The sequence below is a fragment of the Isoptericola sp. b408 genome (assembly GCF_030588085.1).
Classification (GTDB): Bacteria; Actinomycetota; Actinomycetes; order Actinomycetales; family Cellulomonadaceae; genus Isoptericola; species Isoptericola sediminis.
The window spans coordinates 493,349-506,213 of sequence record NZ_JAUQYQ010000001.1; the positions used below are offsets into that span (position 1 = coordinate 493,349).

The window sequence follows — 12,865 nt, forward strand, 5'->3', positions numbered from 1 at the left end:
TCTCGCGCGACCTGTGGTGATCCGTGCCACTCTGCCGTCATGGTCCGACTTCTCGCGCGCACCGCCGTCTTTCTCCTCGCGGCGGCGATCGGTGTGGTCCTGACGGACGTCCTCTTCGCGGCCTTCGACTGGCAGACGTTCGACGTCGTGTGGGACGACCCGCTGGGCTTCGTGCTCGCCGTCGTGATCTTCGCGGTGGTGCAGGCGGTGATGTCCCCCTTCTTCGCCCAGCTCGCGCGGCGCAACGCCCCGACGCTGGTCGGCGCCGTGGGGCTGATCAGCACCTACGCGGCGCTGCTGGTGGCCTCGCTCGTCTCCGACGGGCTGGAGATCTCCGGCTGGCAGGGGTGGGTGATCGGCCCGGTGATCGTCTGGCTCGTGACGATGCTCGCCACGTTCCTGCTGCCGGCCTTCATCCTCAAGCAGGCCGTCGAGGAGCGCCGCGACGACCGCGCCTGACGCCCGTCCCGACCGGCCCGACGGGTCGGCCGGCGTCGACGACGGCACCGAGCCCCTGCCCCCGGGCGGTGCGCGCCGTCGCCTGGTGGCCGCGGCCCTGCTGACCCTGGCCCCCGGCGTCGTCCTCGGGCTCGTCGACCCGGTGCTGGTGATGCCCTGGCTGCTCGGGCTGCTGCCCCCGCTGACCGCGGCGGCCGCCTCCCCGCGTCGTCCCGTCCTGGTCGCGGTGGCCACCGGTGCGCTCGTCCTCCTCGCCCCCCTCGCGGGCGCGGACGCGGGGACCGCCACGGTGTTCATGACGGCCGTCGCGGCGACGGTGGGGCTCGCCGCGGCGTACGGCCGGACCGCGGGGGGCACCGTGCTGGCGACGACGGTCGCGGTCTTCACGATCGCGCCGCCGGCCCTGACCGACGTCGACCCCCGCACGCTGGCGGGTGCCTGGCCCGCGGCGCTGACCGTGCTCCTGGCCGGCCTGTGGACGGCACTGCTGGTCGCGGTGCTGACCGGCGGGCTGCCCCGACGCGAGAGCCCGCGCGTGACCCGGGCCGAGAGCGTGTTCTACGCGGGCGCGCTCGTGGTCCTGACCGCGGCCGGCACGTGGTGGGCCGTCACCTACTACCCGGACACCCACTCCTGGTGGCTGCTGCTCACCTTCTACGTGGTGCTCGTGCCGCGCGCCGGCGAGATCGCGGCCCGCGCGGTCGCCCGGGCCGGCGGGACCGTCCTCGGCGGTGTCCTCGCCGCCGGCCTGGTGGCGCTCGACCTGCCCGGGCCCGTGCTGACCGTCGTCACCGTGCTCGCCCTCGTGGCGACGGTCGTCGCGACGGCCGCGGCCCCGCTGTGGGTGCTCGCCGCGCTGCTGACCGTCAGCGTCGTGCTCTCCAGCCCGGAGGGGCCGGAGACGGCCGCCTGGGTGCGTGTCGTGCTGACGCTGGTCGGGGCCGGCTCGGCGCTCGGGGTGCTGCTGCTCGCGCGGTGGCTGCGGTCAGACCACGCCGGCGCTGCCCAGCAGCGACCCGACGGCGAACGTGGCGCCGAGCGCGAGCGCGCCCCCGACGACCACCCGCAGGACGGCCCGCCCGATCCGGGCGCCGCCGATCCAGGCGGCGACCCCACCGGTCAGGGCCAGCGCGACGAGGACGGCGACGAAGGTCGCGGCGACCTTGGCGGGTTCGGGCACCAGGAGCACCGTCGCGAAGGGCAGCAGGCCGCCGAGGGCGAACGCGACGAACGAGGCGAAGGCGGCGTGCCACGGTGAGACGACGTCGTCGGCGTCGATGTGCAGCTCCACGGTCAGGTGGGCGCGCAGGGCGTCGTGCTCGGTGAGCTCGACGGCGACCTGCCGAGCGGTCTCCTCGGACAGGCCGCGGTCACGGTAGATCCCGGCGAGCTCCTCCAGCTCCGCCTCGGGCATCGTGGCGAGCTCGTGCTTCTCCTTGGCGATGAGCGCCTTCTCGGTGTCCGACTGGGAGGACACGGAGACGTACTCGCCCAGCGCCATCGAGATGGCCCCGCCGACGAGGGCGGCGAGGCCGGCGGTCAGCAGCGCCGCCTGCTCGCTGGTCGCCGCGGCGACGCCGACGACGACGGCCGCGACCGAGACGATGCCGTCGTTCGCCCCCAGGACGCCCGCGCGCAGCCAGTTGAGCCGCTGCGCGAGCCCCGTCCGGTGGGGTTCGTCGGCGTGGGTGCGCACCTCGGGTCCGCTGCTCATGCCACCAGGTAAGCACTCCCGACCGGGCCCCGCCAGCAAGGCAAGGCTGGCCGTATCCCGGGGGTCCCGGCCGCTCGGCCCCCGCCGCCCGCCCTCGGTGGCGCGGGGCGCTGTCGCGTTCAGTCGTGCGTCGGGTGCTCGTGCTCGGGGTGGGTCTCGGGTTCGACCTGGAACGTCGTGTGCTCGATGCCGAAGTGGTCGCGGACGCAGTCCTGCAGCTCGTCGAGGATCGCCCCGGCGTGGCCGTCCCGGAAGCACTCCGCCTCGACGACGACGTGCGCCGAGAGCTGCGGCAGCCCGGTGGCGATGAGCGAGGCGTGCACGTCGTGGATCTCGTGCACGTGCTCGACCCCGAGCAGGTGGCTGCGGACCTCGTCCAGGTCGACACCCGGCGGCGTCGACTCGAGCAGCACGGCGGTGGTGTCGCGCAGCAGCAGCACGGCGCGCGGCAGGATCAGGGCGCCGATGAGCAGCGCCGCGACCGAGTCGGCCTGCTGCCAGCCGGTCGTGGCGATGACGACCGCCGCCACGACGACGGCCAGCGATCCCAGCGCGTCGTTGAGCACCTCGAGGAACGCGGCCCGCAGGTTGAGGTTCGCGCTGCGGCGGCCGACGAGGACGGCCAGGGCCGCGAGGTTGCCGACCAGGCCGATCACGCCGAAGACGACGAGCTCCGTCCCCGGGATCGCGGGCGGGTCCTGCAGCCGCTGCACCGCCTCGACGACCACGAACACGCCGACGCCGAGCAGCAACGTGGCCTGGGCGAGGGCGGCGAGCACCTCGGCCCGCCGCAGTCCCCAGGTACGCCGCGGGGTGGCCGGGCGCGTCGCGGCGTGGGCGGCCAGGAGCGCCATCCCCAGCCCCGCGGCGTCGGTGAGCAGGTGGGCCGTGTCGACCAGCAGGGCGAGGCTGCCCGTGACCACCGCGCCGACGGCCTGGGCCACGACGATGCCCGCCGTGATGCCGAAGGCCAGGCCGAGACGGCCGCGGTGGGTGCCGGGCCCGGAGTGGTCGTGCGCCATGGTCGGGACCTCAGCGCACGCGCGGCGGGTGGGTCAGGGGCGGGGCGCCCGGGGCGGGGGCCACCCGGGCGGACGCCTCGGTGTGCGACGCGGTGGTGGCCATGGGGGCGACGATACAGGCACGGCCGTGCCGCTCCGGGCCGTGCCGTCACTCGCCCAGGCGTGCCGGCAGCTCCGCGGTGACGACCAGGCCGCCGTCGGTCCCGGACCCGACGTCGAGCGTGCCCCCGAGCAGCGCCGCCCGGTGGCGCACGGCGGCGAGTCCGGGGTCCTCGCCGAAGCCGGAGGCGAGGCTCCGGCCGTCGTCGGCGACGACGATCCGCAGCCGGCCCGCGGCGACCACCAGGCGGACCTGCACACGGCGTCCCCCGGTGGCGTCCCGCACGTCCCGCAGCACCTCCTGCACGATCCGGAAGGCCGCGGCGTCGACCATCGCGTCGATCGAGCCGCGGGGCACGTCGACCCGCGTGGACACGTCGACGCCGGCGGCGAGGACCGGCTGCACGAGTGCGGCCAGGCCGGCCGGACCGGTGGCCGCGGGCAGGTGCTCCCGCGCCGCGGTGTCCGCGTCGTGACCTGCCCGCGCCGGGTCGAGCGCGCCCCGCAGCAGCAGGGTCGTCGCCCGCAGCTCGTGCACGGTGGCCGACGTCGCCTCGCGCACGTGGCGCAGCGCCGTGCCGGCCGCGTCGTCGTCCCGGCCCATCGCGCCGGCCGCCACGTCGGTGTGCAGGGCCACGAGCGACAGGTTGTGGCCGACGACCTCCTGCAGGTCCAGCGCGACCCGCAGCAGCTCCTGCTGGCGGCGGTGCCGGGCGTCGTCGACCGGCACGTCCGGCGCGTCCGGCGCGTCCGGCGCGTCCGGTGCGTCCGGTGCGTCCGGTGTGTGCGGGGCGCTCGGTGCGGTCGCCGTGGAGGGTGCCGGCGGCGTGGGGGGTTCGTCCGGTCCGAGCGTTCCGGCCCCCGCCACGGCCGACGGCGCAGCCGACTGCGCGGTACGCCGCCACCGGAGCAGCAGGCCGAGGCACACGGCCGCCGTCACCAGCGCCGCGCCGAGGACCAGCTCCACGAGCGAGTCGGAGGCGAGACCCGTCCCGGGCGGTCCGAGGGCCGGTGCCGTGACGACCAGCGCCGCGCCGGCCCCGGCCGCCCAGCGCTCGTGCCCCTGCGCGGTGGCCGCGCAGAGCGCCGTCACCGCGGCCAGCGGCGTCCCCAGCGCCCCGAGCCCCTCCGCGGCGCACACGAGGACGCCGACGGAGGTCAGCACCACCATCAGGACCGGGGCGGGCCGCCGCAGCAGCACCAGGAGGCCGAAGCCGACCGCGGCGAGGACACCGAGGAGCCCCGCGTGCTGACCGACCAGGACGGCGCCGGTGAGCACCAGCATCGTCCCCAGCGCCGCCGCGACGTCGACCAGCCAGGGCGCCGGGCGCGGGGCAGGGGCGACGGTGGCGTCGTCGACGTCGACGACACCTCCGGGGACCGGCAGGGCGGGCACGTCGACAGCGTAGGGCCGACTCCCCGCCCGTGCAGTCGGGAGGCCGGAGGTCCGGTCCGGCGGGACGATGGACCCATGAGCGGACCGTCGGCACCGACCGGTGCCGGATCAGACGGGGTGCGGCGCACACGGCTGCGGTGGTTCGTGCAGCGCTACCCCTGGGTGGCGGCATCCCTGCTGGTGCTGGTCGTCGTGCTCGGGCTGCTGGCCGGCGGCCAGGAGACGACGGCGCGCTGGGTCGGGTCCGCCTGGGCGCTGGTCGTGGGCCTGCGCGTCGCCGGGCACATGGTCCGTGACGTCCTCGCCGGGCACTGGGGCGTCGACCTGCTGGCGCTGACCGCGATCGTCGCGACGGTCGTCGTCGGCGAGTACGTGGCGTCGCTGGTCGTCGTGCTCATGCTGACCGGTGGGCAGGCGCTGGAGGACTTCGCCGCGCACCGGGCGCGCCAGGAGCTGCGCGCGCTGCTGGAACGCGCACCCACCCGTGCCCACCGGCTGGGACCCGACGGCACGATCACCGACGTCGACGTCGCCGACCTCGGTCCCGGCGACCTCGTCCTCGTCCGCCCCGCCGAGGTGGTGCCGGTGGACGCCGAGCTGGTGGGGCCGGAGACCGACTTCGACGAGTCCTCGCTCACCGGCGAGAGCCTGCCGGTCACCCGGCACGTCGGGGACCCGGTGCTCTCCGGCGCGCTGAACACCGAGCAGGCCGTCACCCTGCGGGCCACGGCGGCCGCGGCGGACAGCCAGTACGCCCGCATCGTGGCCATGGTCCGCGAGGCCGCCGAGTCCCGGGCGCCGGTGGTACGCCTCGCGGACCGGTACGCCGTGCCCTTCACCCTCTTCGCCTTCCTCGTCGCGGGGGCCGCGTGGGTCTACCACCGCGACCCCACCGTGGTGGCCGAGGTGCTCGTGGTCGCCACCCCGTGCCCGCTGCTCATCGCCGCCCCGGTGGCGTTCCTCGGCGGCATGAGCCGGGCGGCCCGGCACGGCCTCATCGTCAAGGACGCCGGCACCCTGGAGCAGCTGTCCGCGGTGCGGTCCGTCGCCTTCGACAAGACCGGCACCATCACCCTCGGCCGTCCCACGCTGCTGGCCGTCCACCCCCGCCCGCCGTGGAGCGCGGACGAGCTGCTGCGGCTCGCGGCGTCGGCCGAGCAGTACTCCTCGCACGTGCTGGCCACCACCATCCAGGACGCCGCCACGCGGCGCGGGCTGGACCTGCTCGGCGCCCGGAGCGCCCGGGAGGAGGCGACGCACGGCGTCGCGGCCGACGTCGGCGGCCACGACGTGGTGGTCGGCAAGCGGCAGCGGGTCGCCGCCGCCGCGCCCGACGTCGAGGAGCAGACCCTGGGGCCGGGCGAGCTCGCCGTCTACGTGGCCGTCGACGACCGCTTCGCCGGCACGCTGGTGATGAGCGACCCCGCCCGCTCCGACGCCCGGCGCACGATGGACGAGCTCGCCGGTCTCGGGATCACGCGCACGATGATGCTCAGCGGCGACTCCCGCTCCACCGCCGAGCACATCGCCGCGGCGGTGGGCATCGCCCGCGTGGACGCCGAGTGCCTGCCCGAGGACAAGGTGCGCATCGTCCGCGACCTGCCCGACCGGCCCGTGATGATGGTCGGGGACGGGGTCAACGACGCCCCGGTCCTGGCCGCCGCCGAGGTCGGCGTGGCGATGGGGGCGCGCGGTTCGACGGCGGCCAGCGAGTCCGCCGACGTGGTCATCCTCACCGAGGACCTCGTCCGGACGGCCACCGCCGTGCGGGTCGGACGACGGACCATGACCGTCGCCCTGCAGAGCATCTGGCTGGGGATCGCGCTGTCCGTGGTCCTCATGGGGATCGCCGCCACCGGCGTGATCCCGGCCGTCGTCGGGGCCCTGAGCCAGGAGGTCGTCGACCTGCTCGCGATCCTCAACGCGTTGCGCGCCCTGCAGGACGACCGTCACGACCGGGTGCGCCGTCCGGCGCCGACCGTCCCGGCCGAGGGGGCGGGCGCCCGCTGAGGGGCGGCGCTACCGTGGCGGCATGGGTCTGGTCACCCGCATGCTGCGCACCCGCTGGCTGGTCCGCGCACCGATCTGGCTGTACCGCGCCGGCCTCGGAGCGCTGCTCGGCGACCGGCTGCTGATGCTGCAGCACCGGGGGCGCACGACGGGCGAGACCCGCTTCGTGGTGCTCGAGGTCGTCGGGCGGCCCTCCGCGGACCGGCTGGTGGTGGCCTCGGGGCTCGGACCCCGTCCCCAGTGGTACCGCAACGTCGTGGTCGAGCCCCGGGTGCTGGTCTCCGTGGGCCGGCGGCGCGACGTGCGTGCCGTCGCCGAACCGCTCGACCCCGACGCCGGTGTGGCGCGGCTCGAGGAGTACGCCGCACAGCATCCCGCCGCCTGGGCGGCGCTGCGGCCCGTCGTGTCCGAGTGGGCCGAACCCCTGGGCGCCGCCCGGGGCGAACCCGACTGGCGGCGCGTCGTCCCGGTGGTCGAGCTGCGGCTCCTGGACGGCTGACCGGCGCGGTCGCCGCGTCGGCGCTCACGGGCGCGTCCGGCCCGGACCCGGTCTCCGGCGGGTCGGCGCACACGGCCGCCGCGCCCCGGTCGACCAGGGCGTCGACCGTGAGGTCCGGCGGCACGTCGGCACCGACCGGTGCCCGCGTCGCCACCAGGACGAGCGCCTCGCACGCCACGGTCGCGACGGCGGTCACACGCCAGCGTGCCCCCGTGCGGTCGGTCTCGACCCCGGTGAGGCCGGTCAGGACCGGCGCCGGTCCGTCCGCGGGGCCGGGCCCCGTCAGCGGGCGCACCGCCGTCAGCGACGCACCGCCGCGCCGGGCCGTCTCCTGCAGGCGTTCGCGCCGGCCGGGCCGGTGGACCCGGTCGTGCATCTCGTCGCGGCGGAACGCCGCCGCCCCGGGGCCGGCCTCCACCGAGGCCACCACGCTCGTGTAGACCTCCACGTCCCCCCGGCGGACCCCGGCCGTCGCGGTCACCGTGTCCTCCTCGACCGCGAGCCGCAGCGGCCTGCCGTCGGCGAGGTAGCGCTGTCCCGGCAGCAGGTACGGCGCCGGGTCGTGCGGCGGGACCGTGGACACCCATCGCGCCTCGACCGGGACCGCCTCCGTGCTCCCGGCGGGGAAGTCGTCCGGCGTCAGCGCCCAGGTACCCGGGTGCCACCGCTGCTGCAGGGCGGCGCGCAGCGGCGGGCCGCCGACCAGCACCGCGACGAGCAGCGCGAAGAGCACCGCCGTCGCGACGGGCACGACGACCTCTCCCCGCCAGCCGCGGGTCGGCGCCTCGTGACCGGCCGTCACGACCGCTCTCCCAGCCGCCGCCCCAGGCCCGAGTGCACGTCGAAGGACTCGCGGAACGTGATGGTCATGGTCTGCGAGTCCGCCGCCCAGCGTCGTGCGGCGTCGTCGATCGCGTCGGGCGGCAGACCCCGGTCGGCCAGCTCCCGGCGCCACGCGGTCTCGAAGGGCGTCACGACCCGTTCCCGCAGCGCGTCCTCGGTCGCGAGCACCTCCTCGCGGGCGGCACCGACGTGGTCGGGACCCAGCGGCGGCAGGAGCGTGCCGAGCCCGAGCAGGCCGAGCGATGTCCTCGCCCCGACCGGCGTCGTGGCCAGGTTCAGCCCGGTCGAGTACAGCAGCGCGTCCTCGGCGGCGGCGTCCTGGGCGACGGAGATCGTGCCCGAGGCGATGGAGCCGACGACGGCGGCCCCGTCCGCGACGCCGGCCTGCGCGAGCGCTTCCGCGTCGGCGGCCCCGACACCCTCCGCCGTCGCCGTGGCGGCGGCCGCGGCCACCGCGACGTCGACCTGCCGCAGCCAGTGACCGGAGGCGGTCTCCGTGGTCGAGGTCGCGGCGACGACGTCCCGGAGCGCGAACGCGTCCAGCCGGGGCTGGACGACGTCCGGCACCGGTTCGGCGCCCTCCGCCAGCGGGGGCAGCCCCCGGACGCCCGGCGCGGGCGGCGAGCCGTCGGCCGACGGGTGCCACGCGGCGTCGTCGGCCGAGACGAGGTACGGCGCGTACGCCGCCGCGACGTGCCGGCTCGCGGCGTCGGACACCGGGTACGCCCCCGCGAGCAGGCCCCCGGGCGCGACGAGCGCCGTCGTGGCCGCGGACGTCGCCAGGGCCGCCCGGACCTGCTGCGGGGCGTCGGCACCGGGGTGCGTCCCGGCGCCGACGGCGGCGGCGAGCAGGGCGGTGACGGCGGTGCCGCCGTCGGGCCAGCCGTCCGGTGGTGCCACGCCGAACCAGGCGTGCGCGCGGTCGGTCACGTCGGCGGCGGTGGTGCCGGGCGGTGCCAGGTGGCGCAGTGCGGCGTCCGGGTCGGCAGCCAGGCCGGTGGCGACCGCCACGGTGAGGGTGCCGGTCGCGGCGGTGTCGGCCTCGGTGCTTCCGGTCGCACCGTGGCGCTCGACGAGGGCGTCCGCGGCACCGCGGTGGACGTCGGCCGGCAGGGCGGGGCGCAGCAGCGCGGCGGCGAGGTCGGCCCGGTCGCCGAGCTCGTGGAAGCCAGGAGGCAGCGCGGAGACCAGGGCGTTCCCCAGCGCGTACCGCTCGGTCGGCGTGGCGTGCTGCGCCCAGGCGGCCAGCCCGGTGGCCAGCGCCTCCCGGGTCGGCCCGGCGACGGCCCGGACGCCGAGCGCGGCGTACAGCTCGGCGGGCCCGACCCGTTCCCACAGGGCCGTCCACAGCACCGGGTCGTCGCCGGCCGCGCCCAGGGCGGCGACCGTCCCCTCGCGGAGCTCCTGGCGCTCCGCGGGGTCGGCGCCGGTGACGGCCCCCGCCGACAGCCGCTCCGCGAGCCGCACGCCGTCGGCCCAGCGCCTGCCGAGGTCCGCCAGGGTCGTGCCGTCGGCGACCGCCCACCGCACGAGGTCGGGGTGCCCGAGCCCGCCGAGCCGGCGGGCGGCGACCCGGGAGCTGGTCTCCTTGGTCTCCCGCACGCGGTACCACCGGCGCTCGGCGTCGAGGACGTCGTCGTGGGCGGTGTCCCGGCGTGCCCGTGCCTCCGCGGCGAGCCGTGCCGCGTCCAGGTGGCGCAGGTCCGCCATGTCGAGACCCAGCCGCCAGGCCGCGGCCTCGTCGGCCTCGGCCCGGCGCACCCGCGTCCACGCCTCCTGGCGCTGCGCGATCGCCTGGAGAGCCTCGTGCTGCTCGCGGGCCAGCCCCGCCGCGCGGTCGGCCAGCACGTGCGCCGTCTCGCGCAGCACCCGGTCGCTCAGCCGGACCCGAGCCATCAGGTCGTCCAGCACCGCCCGGGCCGTGTCGACGGCGGCCGACCGGTGGCGCGTCATGGTCGTGTCCAGGCCGACCAGGTCGGAGTGCACCGTGGACAGGGCGGCGGCCGCGCGCGAGGCGCCGCTCGCCAGGGAGTCGAGGACGTCGGGCGACCCGCTCAGGGGCTCGAACGGCCGGTCCGCCGTCATCCGGCACCGTCCGTGCGGACCACCGGGGCGGGCGTCACGGCGGCGGCGACGCGTTGCGCCGTCGTGCCCTCGGCGGTGTCGAAGGTGGCGGCGGTCCGCGCGAGCCGGTCCCCGAGACCCTCCAGGGTCGCGGCGAGCGTGGCCCGGAGCGGTCCCCATGCCGCCGTCAGGTCGTCGATCGCGGCGCCGAGCGCGGGGTCGCCGGCCGCCGCACCGGCACCGGTCCCGGTGAGATCGTCGGCCATCGCGGCCGGGTCCAGCCGGTCCGCTGCGGCGTGCGCCCGCCGTCCGGCCGCGGCGAGGTCGTCGGTGTCCAGGTCGAGGTGCGCCATGCGGCCGGACGCTAGTGCGCCGACGTGCCGGCACACCGGCGCCGTCCACAGGCTGTGGACGGCTCAGTCCCACCAGAGCCGGTACCAGTGCTCGGCCGGCCCGTCCGGCGACAGGTCACCGGGCCGGCCCCACCAGCGGGTGACCTCGTGCGGCGGGACGCGGGCGTCGTCCACCCCGAGGGAGGCGACGAACCGTTCCAGCTCGTCGCACTGGCACCCGGGGCCGTGGTGGTCACCGAGCACGAAGGCGTGGTCGGTGCGCACCAGCACCCCCTCGACCGTCACGCGTTCGTCGCAGCGGCCCGGGCCCACCACGTAGCCGTGCGCGCGCAACCGGTCGGGATGGCGGACGACGGCACGCAGCACGGTGCCGATGGTCGGGCCGTCGTTCTGCCGTTCGACGGCGAGGTAGTCGGCGTCGAGCCGGTCGAGCAGGGCGGCCGCCACCGGCTCGTCCAGGTCGGCGAACCGGTAGAAGGACGACGCACCCGCGGCATCCGGCACCAGGACGGGTTCGAGCACCTCGTGCAGACCCGCGCGCAGCAACCAGCCGTGCCGGTCGGGGCACCAGTGGTGCGGTCGGTCGGGGTCGCCCGCGAGCCGTTCCTCGGCCCGCCAGGCGGTCGCCAGGTCGACCGGCTCGGGGTGGACGAAGCGGCGGCCGGGCCGGGTGGGACGTCCGGTCGGTCCGGCGGGCGGCAGGGTCGGGGTCGGCAACGGGGCTCCTCGGGTCTGGGGACGGTGTGCAGGCCACGGTGCCGTGCCGTCGGAGTCGTCGTCGGGTCGTCGCGGCGGGTCGGTGCCCCGCTGTGGAGGCCGGGGTCGGTGGGTGGGCGTCACGCGTTGCGCCAGGGGAGAACCGGCGTGACAAGTCGCCGCCGACGGCGCATGCTCGGAACTGATGTCTGACTCCACCACGCGACCCGTGCCGCGCACCTACCCGCCGACTCCGACGAGCGAACCGGTCAGCGACGAGCTTCTCGTGGTCCACCTCAAGGGTCGAGACACGGAGTACTTCCGGCGTCCCGAGCTGATCAGCCACGAGGTCGGCGACGGCGTGCTCACGGTCACGCTGGCCGGCACCGGCGACACCCCGCGCCGCACCCGCCACTTCCCGCTCGGGGAGGTGCTCGAGTACGTCGTCGAGGCTCCCAGCGCCGCCTACGAGACGGCGTTCGACGCCTGGACGCGCGCCGAGTTCGGTGTCGACGCCGAGACCTACCGGTCGATGCGGGACACCTCCGAGGGCGTGGCGATGGCCGAGAAGATGCGACGGCAGATCGCCGAGGGCCTCGGCGTCGACCCGGACCAGGTGCACTTCGGCGGCTCCTTCACGATCGACGAGGACGACGACTGGGACTCCTCGCCCGACGACGACCAGTAGCCGCGCGGGCCGGCCGATGAGTTCCGGCCCCGCGCCACGTCGCTACCGGCATGGCCACGACGACCCGCACGCTCGACCTGCCCGGCGCCACGGTGACCTACGACGTCCGGGAACCGGCGCACGACGGCGGGCACGCCCCGCTGCTCGTGGTCGGCAACCCGATGGCGGCCGACGGCTTCGACCAGCTCGTCCCCGCGCTGGACGACCGCCTCGTGGTCACCTACGACCCCCGTGGCACCGGACGGTCGCGCCCCGTCGCCGCCGACGCCCTCCTCACCGTCGACCGGCACGGTGAGGACCTGCACGCCGTCGCCCGGGGCGTCGGGCCCGGGCCGTTCGACGTCTTCGGGAGCTCGGGCGGCGCCGCGGCCGCCCTGGCCTGGGCGGCCGGGCACCCGGGCGAGGTGCGGCGGCTGGTCGCCCACGAGCCCCCGCTGACCGCGCTCCTCGCCGACCGCGACGTCGCGGTCCGGGCCCAGGCCGACATCGTGGACACCTACCGTCGCGCCGGGTTCGGCCCCGCGATGGCCAAGTTCCTGCGGCTGGTGTTCGCGACGGAACCGCTCACCGAGGACTTCCTCGACCAGCCCGACCCGGACCCGGCGGAGTTCGGCCTGCCCACGGAGGACGACGGCCGGCGCGACGACCTGCTCCTGGGGACGTCGCTGGCCGTCATGCCCGTGTGGGAGCCGCCCCTGGAGTCCCTCCGGGCGGCCACCCGCGCCGGCGGCCCGCAGGTCCTGCCCGCCGTCGGCGCCGGGTCCCTGCCCGGCGAGATGGCGTACCGGGGTGCGGTCGCGCTGGCCGAGGCCCTCGACGTCCCGGTCGTCGTCTTCCCCGGGGACCACGGCGGTTTCGCCCGGCACGAGTGGGCCCCGGACAACGACCCGGCCGCGTTCGCGACCCGGCTGCGCGAGGTCCTGGCCTGCTGACGAGCGGCGAGGCAACGCCGCCGTCACAATCGTGCGCGATCATGGGGACGGACGGTCCGTCGGCCCGTCCGTCCTGCTCACGCATCCTGG

Annotated in this window: 11 protein-coding genes and 1 pseudogene; 6 read left to right on the forward strand and 6 right to left on the reverse strand. The window is 76.9% G+C overall.

Annotated elements, in window-relative coordinates; genetic code table 11:
- The first annotated feature begins 39 nt into the window (after window positions 1–39).
- Together Q6347_RS02195 and Q6347_RS02200 are read left to right on the forward strand one after the other, a co-directional pair.
- Window positions 40–459 (forward strand): phage holin family protein, encoded by a 420-nt coding sequence (locus tag Q6347_RS02195; protein WP_304602851.1) that lies wholly within the window; start codon window positions 40–42, stop codon window positions 457–459.
- 295 nt (window positions 460–754) lie between these two features.
- A pseudogene (locus tag Q6347_RS02200) lies at window positions 755–1,402 on the forward strand (FUSC family protein); the annotation flags it as partial.
- 42 nt (window positions 1,403–1,444) lie between these two features.
- Here the strand turns inward: Q6347_RS02200 and Q6347_RS02205 are convergent.
- The 3 genes from Q6347_RS02205 to Q6347_RS02215 all read right to left on the reverse strand — a co-directional run bounded on the left by Q6347_RS02205 (window position 1,445) and on the right by Q6347_RS02215 (window position 4,690).
- Entirely contained in the window at window positions 1,445–2,173 is a 729-nt protein-coding gene (locus Q6347_RS02205) for a VIT family protein (RefSeq protein WP_304602850.1), read from the reverse strand.
- A 119-nt stretch (window positions 2,174–2,292) separates the two neighbouring features.
- Complete coding sequence (locus Q6347_RS02210) at window positions 2,293–3,195, reverse strand: cation diffusion facilitator family transporter (RefSeq protein WP_304606560.1); 903 nt, start codon at window positions 3,193–3,195, stop codon at window positions 2,293–2,295.
- Between the two features lie 148 nt (window positions 3,196–3,343).
- Window positions 3,344–4,690 carry a sensor histidine kinase gene (locus tag Q6347_RS02215; protein WP_304606561.1) on the reverse strand — a complete coding sequence of 449 codons (1,347 nt, stop codon included), beginning with the start codon at window positions 4,688–4,690 and terminating at the stop codon, window positions 3,344–3,346.
- Between the two features lie 75 nt (window positions 4,691–4,765).
- Between Q6347_RS02215 and Q6347_RS02220 the strand changes: the two genes are divergently transcribed.
- Together Q6347_RS02220 and Q6347_RS02225 are read left to right on the forward strand one after the other, a co-directional pair.
- Window positions 4,766–6,700, forward strand: a complete 1,935-nt coding sequence (locus tag Q6347_RS02220; RefSeq protein WP_304606562.1) for a heavy metal translocating P-type ATPase — start codon at window positions 4,766–4,768, stop codon at window positions 6,698–6,700.
- Window positions 6,701–6,722: 22 nt separating this feature from the next.
- Complete coding sequence (locus Q6347_RS02225; protein WP_304606563.1) at window positions 6,723–7,199, forward strand: nitroreductase family deazaflavin-dependent oxidoreductase; 477 nt, start codon at window positions 6,723–6,725, stop codon at window positions 7,197–7,199.
- A gap of 798 nt (window positions 7,200–7,997) precedes the next feature.
- Here the strand turns inward: Q6347_RS02225 and Q6347_RS02230 are convergent.
- The 3 genes from Q6347_RS02230 to Q6347_RS02240 all read right to left on the reverse strand — a co-directional run bounded on the left by Q6347_RS02230 (window position 7,998) and on the right by Q6347_RS02240 (window position 11,176).
- Window positions 7,998–10,127, reverse strand: coding sequence for a hypothetical protein (locus Q6347_RS02230; RefSeq protein WP_304606564.1), 2,130 nt, complete (start codon window positions 10,125–10,127; stop codon window positions 7,998–8,000).
- On the reverse strand, window positions 10,124–10,459 hold the full coding sequence (locus Q6347_RS02235) for a hypothetical protein (RefSeq protein ID WP_304606565.1): 336 nt from the start codon (window positions 10,457–10,459) through the stop codon (window positions 10,124–10,126). The genes Q6347_RS02230 and Q6347_RS02235 overlap by 4 nt, the downstream gene beginning before the upstream one ends.
- 63 nt (window positions 10,460–10,522) lie before the next feature.
- Window positions 10,523–11,176: a hypothetical protein gene (locus Q6347_RS02240; RefSeq protein WP_304606566.1), complete on the reverse strand. Its 654-nt coding sequence runs from the start codon at window positions 11,174–11,176 to the stop codon at window positions 10,523–10,525.
- 184 nt (window positions 11,177–11,360) lie between these two features.
- Between Q6347_RS02240 and Q6347_RS02245 the strand changes: the two genes are divergently transcribed.
- Together Q6347_RS02245 and Q6347_RS02250 are read left to right on the forward strand one after the other, a co-directional pair.
- Window positions 11,361–11,843 carry a hypothetical protein gene (locus tag Q6347_RS02245; RefSeq protein WP_171246136.1) on the forward strand — a complete coding sequence of 161 codons (483 nt, stop codon included), beginning with the start codon at window positions 11,361–11,363 and terminating at the stop codon, window positions 11,841–11,843.
- Between the two features lie 50 nt (window positions 11,844–11,893).
- Entirely contained in the window at window positions 11,894–12,775 is an 882-nt protein-coding gene (locus Q6347_RS02250) for an alpha/beta fold hydrolase (protein WP_304606567.1), read from the forward strand.
- Window positions 12,776–12,865: the final 90 nt, after the last annotated feature.

Bases quoted from the DNA above. Each gene is read 5' to 3' on its own strand.
- Q6347_RS02225 (WP_304606563.1), top strand. From the start codon at position 6,723: ATGGGTCTGGTCACCCGCATGCTGCGCACCCGCTGGCTGGTCCGCGCA.
- Q6347_RS02205 (WP_304602850.1), bottom strand. From the start codon at position 2,173: ATGAGCAGCGGACCCGAGGTGCGCACCCACGCCGACGAACCCCACCGG.
- Q6347_RS02235 (WP_304606565.1), bottom strand. From the start codon at position 10,459: ATGGCGCACCTCGACCTGGACACCGACGACCTCGCCGCGGCCGGACGG.
- Q6347_RS02210 (WP_304606560.1), bottom strand. From the start codon at position 3,195: ATGGCGCACGACCACTCCGGGCCCGGCACCCACCGCGGCCGTCTCGGC.
- Q6347_RS02220 (WP_304606562.1), top strand. From the start codon at position 4,766: ATGAGCGGACCGTCGGCACCGACCGGTGCCGGATCAGACGGGGTGCGG.
- Q6347_RS02195 (WP_304602851.1), top strand. From the start codon at position 40: ATGGTCCGACTTCTCGCGCGCACCGCCGTCTTTCTCCTCGCGGCGGCG.
- Q6347_RS02250 (WP_304606567.1), top strand. From the start codon at position 11,894: ATGGCCACGACGACCCGCACGCTCGACCTGCCCGGCGCCACGGTGACC.
- Q6347_RS02245 (WP_171246136.1), top strand. From the start codon at position 11,361: ATGTCTGACTCCACCACGCGACCCGTGCCGCGCACCTACCCGCCGACT.
- Q6347_RS02230 (WP_304606564.1), bottom strand. From the start codon at position 10,127: ATGACGGCGGACCGGCCGTTCGAGCCCCTGAGCGGGTCGCCCGACGTC.